The sequence below is a fragment of the Thiocystis minor genome (assembly GCF_016653465.1).
Taxonomy (GTDB): domain Bacteria; phylum Pseudomonadota; class Gammaproteobacteria; order Chromatiales; family Chromatiaceae; genus Chromatium; species Chromatium minus.
In genome coordinates, this window is the sequence record NZ_NHSQ01000114.1 from 1 (window position 1) to 6440 (window position 6440).

Annotated in this window: 5 protein-coding genes; 3 read left to right on the forward strand and 2 right to left on the reverse strand. The window is 67.0% G+C overall.

All coding sequences use genetic code 11. From position 1 onward, the window contains the following. The coding region (locus CCR95_RS16240; protein WP_201096194.1) for an NHLP bacteriocin system secretion protein at positions 1 to 1190 on the forward strand (1190 nt) is incomplete at its 5' end. A 35-nt stretch (positions 1191 to 1225) separates the two neighbouring features. Here CCR95_RS16240 and mazF read toward each other — a convergent pair. Together mazF and CCR95_RS16250 are read right to left on the reverse strand one after the other, a co-directional pair. Beyond that, a complete protein-coding gene (gene mazF / locus CCR95_RS16245) occupies positions 1226 to 1564 on the reverse strand; it encodes an endoribonuclease MazF (RefSeq protein ID WP_201096195.1) in 339 nt (112 codons plus the stop codon). Continuing rightward, a complete protein-coding gene (locus CCR95_RS16250) occupies positions 1564 to 1806 on the reverse strand; it encodes an AbrB/MazE/SpoVT family DNA-binding domain-containing protein (RefSeq protein ID WP_201096196.1) in 243 nt (80 codons plus the stop codon). The genes mazF and CCR95_RS16250 overlap by 1 nt, the downstream gene beginning before the upstream one ends. Positions 1807 to 1893: 87 nt before the next feature. Between CCR95_RS16250 and CCR95_RS16255 the strand changes: the two genes are divergently transcribed. Both CCR95_RS16255 and CCR95_RS16260 read left to right on the forward strand, forming a co-directional pair. After that, positions 1894 to 4161, forward strand: coding sequence for an NHLP family bacteriocin export ABC transporter peptidase/permease/ATPase subunit (locus CCR95_RS16255; protein WP_201096197.1), 2268 nt, complete (start codon positions 1894 to 1896; stop codon positions 4159 to 4161). Then, a partial coding sequence (locus CCR95_RS16260; RefSeq protein WP_201096198.1) for an ABC transporter transmembrane domain-containing protein occupies positions 4158 to 6440 on the forward strand: 2283 nt, incomplete at its 3' end. The genes CCR95_RS16255 and CCR95_RS16260, both read left to right, overlap by 4 nt.

The following is a 6440-nucleotide window of genomic DNA, read 5'->3' on the forward strand; positions in this document are numbered from 1 at the left end:
ACGTTCTGGGTCTGAGTCTGGTCGCGGCGGTGACGCTCGCCGGTGTCCTCTGGAGCATCCTCGCCACCGCGCCCGAGCGGGTTGGCGGCGAGGGCGTGCTGCTCTCGACTGCTGGCGTCGGGGTCGTGACCTCGCCCGATACCGGCTGGATCGAGCGCCTGCTGGTGCGGCCGGGCGATGTCGTCGACAAGGATGCGCCGGTGGCCGAGATCCGACGCCCCGACCTGCTCGATCAATGGCAAAGCGCCGCCACGGAGGCCGAGCAGGCCCTCGACTACCATGACATGCTCCAGCGCTCCAGCGAGGCGCAATGGCGACTGGCCGATGAACAGGAGGCGCGTCTGCTGCGCGCCTATCGGGAGCATCTGGCGAGTCTGGAGGCGCAGCACCAGATCCTGCTCAAGCTCAACGAGGGCATGTCGAAATTGCGCGAAAAGGGCGCGATCTCAACCGAGTCGCTGATCGAAAGCCAGGCGCGGCTAGGCGAGCTGGAAAACGACATGTACACGATCCGCAATCAGATGACGGAGCTGGAGGTGGAGCACGAATCGACGCGCAATCAACAGCGCCGAGAACTCGATCAGGCCCGGATGCAGGCGGACCTGCTGCGCGATCAGGCCGGGAATCTGCGTCGGGAGTACGAGCGCGACCGTCTGGCGAGGGCGCCGGCGGCCGGTCTGGTGGTCGAGGTCAGCGTTAGCGAGGGCGATCCGCTGACCCCAGGGCAGGCAATCGCGCGTCTGCTGTCCTCGGTTGAGGGCGATCCGCGCGGCGTCAAGGCGATGGCCTTCGTGCCCGCCGCCGACGGCAAGCGCATCCAGACCGGCATGGAGGCGCGGGTCGCGCTCTCGACCGTCAAGCGTGAACTCGACGGCTATCTGCTCGGCACCGTGATCCGGGTCGCGGAGCTGCCCTCGAACCGGGCCAGTCTGATGAACCGGCTGCGCAACGAGGTGCTGGTGGACAAGATCCTGGCCGCCGGCCCGCCGCTGGAGATCGAGGTCGAGCTGCGCCCGAGCCCGGTCAACCCGAGCGGCTATGTCTGGTCGTCCGGCAAGGGGCCGGCGGTCAGCATCCAGCCGGGCATCCTGACCCAGACCGAGGTGGTGGTCGGACGCACCCACCTGATCAGCCTGCTGTTCCCGGTCTTCGATCATGTTTTCGGCTGGTATCGGGCCGCGACAAGATGACGGCCTCAGTGTGCCAAGGTTGGATTGAGGTGGAGTCAGGGCGTGCCAACCAGCGCGATGATCTTGGCCCGCACTTCGGCGAGTTCGGCAGCGCTGACAGTCCCTTTGCGCTTGGCTTGCCGGACCCGCCAGTCGAGACTCTTGACTTGATCAGCCAGTACCGCGCTGTCCGTTTTGCCGGAGATGCACACCTCGAAAGGGTAGCCCTTGACCTGCGTGGTCAGGGGGCAGCAGAGCATCAGGCCGGTTTTGCCGTTGTAGGCCGATGGACTCAGCACCAGCGCCGGACGATGCCCTGCCTGCTCATGTCCGGCCTGCGGATCGAAGTGCAACCAAACGATATCACCGGTATTCGGTACGTAATCGCGCGGCATTACCAAGCCTCATGGCCAACGGCCGGACCGGTTTTCACCTCGGCGTGCTGGTTGTCTGGCGTGATCGCGGCCAACAAGGCATCGAGATCATAGGCCTTGCGCGCCAAGGGTTCGATAACGATGCGGCCATTTTCTTCACGCACGTCGACCGGATCGTCGAGTTTCAGACAAGCCGCCTCCATGACTGCGGCGGGAATACGAACGGACGCGCTGTTGCCCCATTTCTTCACCAACACCTGCATGATGTCAGTCCTCTCTTGTAGCATCAATGTCGATACATTATCCCGTTTCCGCCAGGATGCAAAGCCACTCAATGACCCGAGTCCCGCATGGCGATTCCTGCCGGTCACCGGACCGTCCGGGCACGCAATCTTGACGACGCCCGGCATGCTGAAAGCGATCCTGCTCGGCGGGTATCGGGCCGCCGTGCGATGAAGCGCCAGCGTCCGGTCAAGACCCCGACCATCCTGCAGATGGAGGCGCTGGAGTGCGGCGCCGCTGCGCTCGCCATGGTGCTGGCCTATCACGGGCGCTGGCTGCCGCTGGAGGAACTGCGGGTGCTCTGCGGGGTCTCGCGCGATGGCAGCAAGGCGGTCAATCTGCTGAAGGCCGCGCGCTCACTGGGGATGGAGGCGAAGGGGCAGCGGCGCGAGCCCGCCGAGCTGGCGAACCTGCCAGTGCCGGCCATTCTCTTCGTCAACATGAACCACTTCGTGGTGTTCGAGGGGGTCGTCAAACAGGGGTTTCGGATCAACGATCCGGGCGGCGGGCGGCGGGTGGTGGACCCCGAGGAGTTCGACGGGATGTTCTCGGGCATCCTGCTCGCCTTCACGCCAGGAGCGGACTTCCAGCGCGGTGGACGACCGCAACCGCTGCTGCCGCGACTCCTGGAGATGACCCGCACCACCCTGCGCCCAATCGCGCTGGTGCTGCTCGCCGGCGCACTGATGGCGGTCTTCATGATGCTGATGCCGGCCCTGCAGCGGATCTATCTGGACAAGATCCTGATCGGCCGGCTCGATGCCTGGGTCTATCCGCTGCTGGCGGTACTCGCGGTGACGGTGCCGCTGCTCGCGCTACTCTCTTATCTCCGGCTGACGCTGGTCGCCCGGATCGGCGCGCGGCTGTCCGTCGTCCTCTCGACGCGGCTGGTCTGGCATGTCTTGCGTCTGCCGGTGCCCTTTTTCGTGCAACGCTACGCCGGCATGGTGAGCAGCCGCATCGGTCTGGCCGACGTGCTGGCCTATGGGCTGTCGCGGATGCTCGCCGAGGTCACGATCAATCTGGCCCTCCTGCTGCTGCTGACCCTGCTGCTGTTGCAATACAGCCTGACCCTGACGCTGATCTGCGTGGGGCTGTCGGTCGTCAACGTGCTGCTCTTTCGCGTCCTCCAGGAGTCGCTCAAGGAGGTCTCGGAGAAGGTCGCGATGGCCTTCGTCAAGATGCAAAGCAAGGTCATGCAGGGACTGCGGATGATGGAGACCCTGAAGGCGACCGGCACCGATGACCTCTTTTTCGCCAAGTGGTCCGGTCTGCACACACTCTATGTCAATGCCGAGCAGAAGAGCGTGCGGCGCACCGCACTGATCGCGGCCACTCAGACGCTCACCGCCACCCTGACGACGGCCGCCGTGCTGGTGGTGGGCGGCTACTACACCATGATCGAGGATTTCAGCATCGGCATGCTGGTGGCCTTTTCGGTGATCGCGGGTCTCTTCACCCAGCCGGTCGCGGCCCTGGTGAACGCGGCCACCCAGTTGCAGGATCAGCGCGGCAACCTCGCGCAGATCGACGATACCCTGCGCTACCCCCAGGCCAGCGAGTTCGATGACCGGAGCGCGACGGCCCCGGAACGCGCGACCACGACACGACTGAAGCGCCTGAGCGGCTGCGTCACGCTCGATGCGGTCGCCTTTGGCTACGCGCCGCTGGAGCCGCCGCTGATCGAGGGGTTCTCGCTCGACATGGCCCCCGGTAGCCGGGTCGCGTTGGTCGGGGCCTCGGGCAGCGGCAAGTCCACGGTCGGCCGTCTGGTCTCCGGACTCATGGAACCGCGCGCCGGCGCGATCCGTTTCGATGGCGTGCCGCTGCATGAGCTGCCGCGCGACATCCTGCGCAATTCGCTGGCCGTGGTCGATCAGGAGATCGTGCTGTTCGAGGGCAGCATCCGCGACAACATCACGCTGTGGGACGACACCATGCCGCACGCTCAGATGGTCGCGGCCGCCGAGGACGCCATGATCCATGAGCTGATCATGACCCGGCCCGGCGGCTATGACGCCTGGCTCGAAGAGAATGGACGCAACCTCAGCGGCGGTCAGCGTCAGCGTCTGGAGATTGCCCGCGCGCTGGTTGGCAATCCCTCGATCCTGGTCCTCGACGAGGCGACCAGCGCGCTCGATGCCGTGACCGAGAAGGCGGTGATCGACAACCTGTTGCGGCGCGGCTGCACCTGTCTGATCATCGCCCATCGTCTGAGCAGCATCCGCGACTGCGACGAGATCATCGTGCTCGATCGAGGCCGCATCCTGCAACGTGGCACCCATGAGGCGCTGATCGCCGAGGACGGTGCCTATCGGCGGTTGATTGAAACATGACGGATCGACCTGGACTCGTCACCGACTCAACCTTGCTGGAGCAGGCTCTCGCGCCGCTCGGCACACGCCAGGGGTTGGCGGGCAATGCACCGCGCCGCTTCGACGAGCCCAGCCGCGCGGCGCTGGTGCTGAACGGCAGCGTGGATCTCTTTCTGGTCGCGCTGCGCGATGGCGAACTGGTCGGCGCGCGCCATCATTTTGCGACGGTGCCTCAGGGCGGACTGATCCTGGGGATCGATTCGGCACGGGTCGGCATGGGTTTGGGCCTGCTGGCGGTGGGACCGATCGGCACGGAGATCCTGGAGGTCGCGCCTGCGTCGATCGAAGGGCTCGCCGCCACGCCCGAGGGCGCCGCGCTGGTGGCGCCGGCGCTGGATCGCTGGGTCCAGGCGCTGATGCGCGGCATGGCCCGCTGGGTCACCCCGCGCCCGGACATCGACCACCAGATCACGCCCGTTGAGGCCAGTTCAGGCGATGGGCTGTCAGGCGCGCCCCTCTCGGTGCGCGCAGGCCGACGCTTCACGGTGCGCGGCGGGGTGGGCTGGGTCCGGGTCACGCCGAGCGACTGTCTGCTGCTCGACATGCAGGAACTGGCGGAGGACGCGACCGAACGGCTGTTTCCGCTGTCTCCGGACGGCTGGCTCATGTCCCTGAAGGACCAGGCGCTGGCGGCCGTCGACACCCGCGTGGCCCTGCTCGATGGCGCTGCCTGGACGGGCCTGACGGCGCTGCACCGGCTGCTGTTCGAGATCGGCGTGATGAATCTGCGTCTCGCCGATGTCGACGAACACAACCGTCTGCGCGCGCGCATGACCGCCACCACGGCCAAGCGATTGCAGGGCCTGGGGCAATTGATGGCGGCGGTGGACGTGCGCTCCGACCGGATCGGCGCACCGCTGAACGAGCCGCCCCTGGTCGCGGCGGTGCGCCTCATCGGGCAGGATCAGGGCTTCGCGGTGCGTCTGCCGCCCAGCGCTGGCGGCGACGGGACAGGCCCGCCGCCGATCCTCACGGATCTGGCGCGCGCGAGCGGGTTCCGCGTGCGCGCGGTCAGTTTGCGCCGCCGCTGGTGGACGTCCGATTTCGGCACCCTGCTCGGTTTCGATCGCGACAGCGGCCAGCCGCTGGTACTGCGGTTCGATGCGCGCGGACGCCCGCGGATCATCGACCCAACGGGCGACGCACCGCCGCCCTTCGAGCGGGTCGGCGACACGGCCTATCAGTTGAGCGGCTCGCTGCCGGCCCGCTCCATCGGCTATCGGGACCTCTTCCGGTTCGGGCTGTTTGGGCGTTCGCCGGATCTGACCGCGACCCTGGCGACCGGGGCCATGCTGGGTCTGCTCGGCATGGCGATCCCGGTGGCGACCGGCCTGATGATCGATCAGGTGATTCCGGACCACGAAACCGGGCGCCTGATCGAGATGGGCCTGTTGCTCGCGGTCCTGGGCGTCACCGGCTTCGTCCTGACCTACATCAGCCTGCTCGGCTATGCGCGCATCGAGGCGCACCTTGGCCGCTCGCTGCAATCGGCCCTGATGGACCGTCTGCTGCGGCTGCCGCTGAGTTTCTTCCAGCGCTATTCCGCCGGTGAGCTAGCCACCCGCGTGGGCGCCATCACCCAGATCCAGAGCCTGATCTCCACGGCCAGCGCCAACGCCATCATGAGCGGCGTCTTCTCGGTCTTCAGCTTCGTGCTGATGTTCCTCTATGACGCGCACCTGGCGCTCTGGGCCAGTCTGGCCGTGCTCATCTATGTGACGGGCAGCGCCCTGCTGCTGGCGCGGCGTCTGCGTCAGGAGCGACCGCTCGCGGCCATCAACGGCGAGATCAACAGCACCCTGCTGCAACTCATCCTGGGGGTCACCAAGATCCGCCTGGCGGCCGCCGAGGACCGCGCCTTCGCGCGCTGGGCCGACCTGTTCGCGCAGGGTCGCCGGCGCCGGATCAGCGCCGAACGACTTGGTGCGACCCAGGCGACGCTGAACGAGGTCTTCGCGCTCTCCGGTCTCTTCTTGTTCGTGCTGGCGATCGGCAAGCCCTCCGAGGCCGAGTCGCTGGTCGCGCTCGGCGCCTTCGCCGCGCTCCTGATCGCCTTTCAGCGTTTCGCGGCGGGCATGACCGAGATGACCCAGGTCCTGACCCAGCTCCTGGCCATTCAGCCGCAGATGGAGCGGGCGCGCCCGCTGCTCAATGCCTGTCCGGAAGCGGTCGAGAGCCGCGAGCATCCGGGGCTCATCTCCGGCGCGCTGGAGGTCTCCGGCGCGCGTTTTCGCTACCGC

Excerpts from the sequence above, each read along its gene's own strand:
- CCR95_RS16250 (WP_201096196.1), bottom strand. The coding sequence starts at position 1,806 with ATGCAGGTGTTGGTGAAGAAATGGGGCAACAGCGCGTCCGTTCGTATT.
- mazF (WP_201096195.1), bottom strand. The coding sequence starts at position 1,564 with ATGCCGCGCGATTACGTACCGAATACCGGTGATATCGTTTGGTTGCAC.
- CCR95_RS16255 (WP_201096197.1), top strand. The coding sequence starts at position 1,894 with ATGGCGATTCCTGCCGGTCACCGGACCGTCCGGGCACGCAATCTTGAC.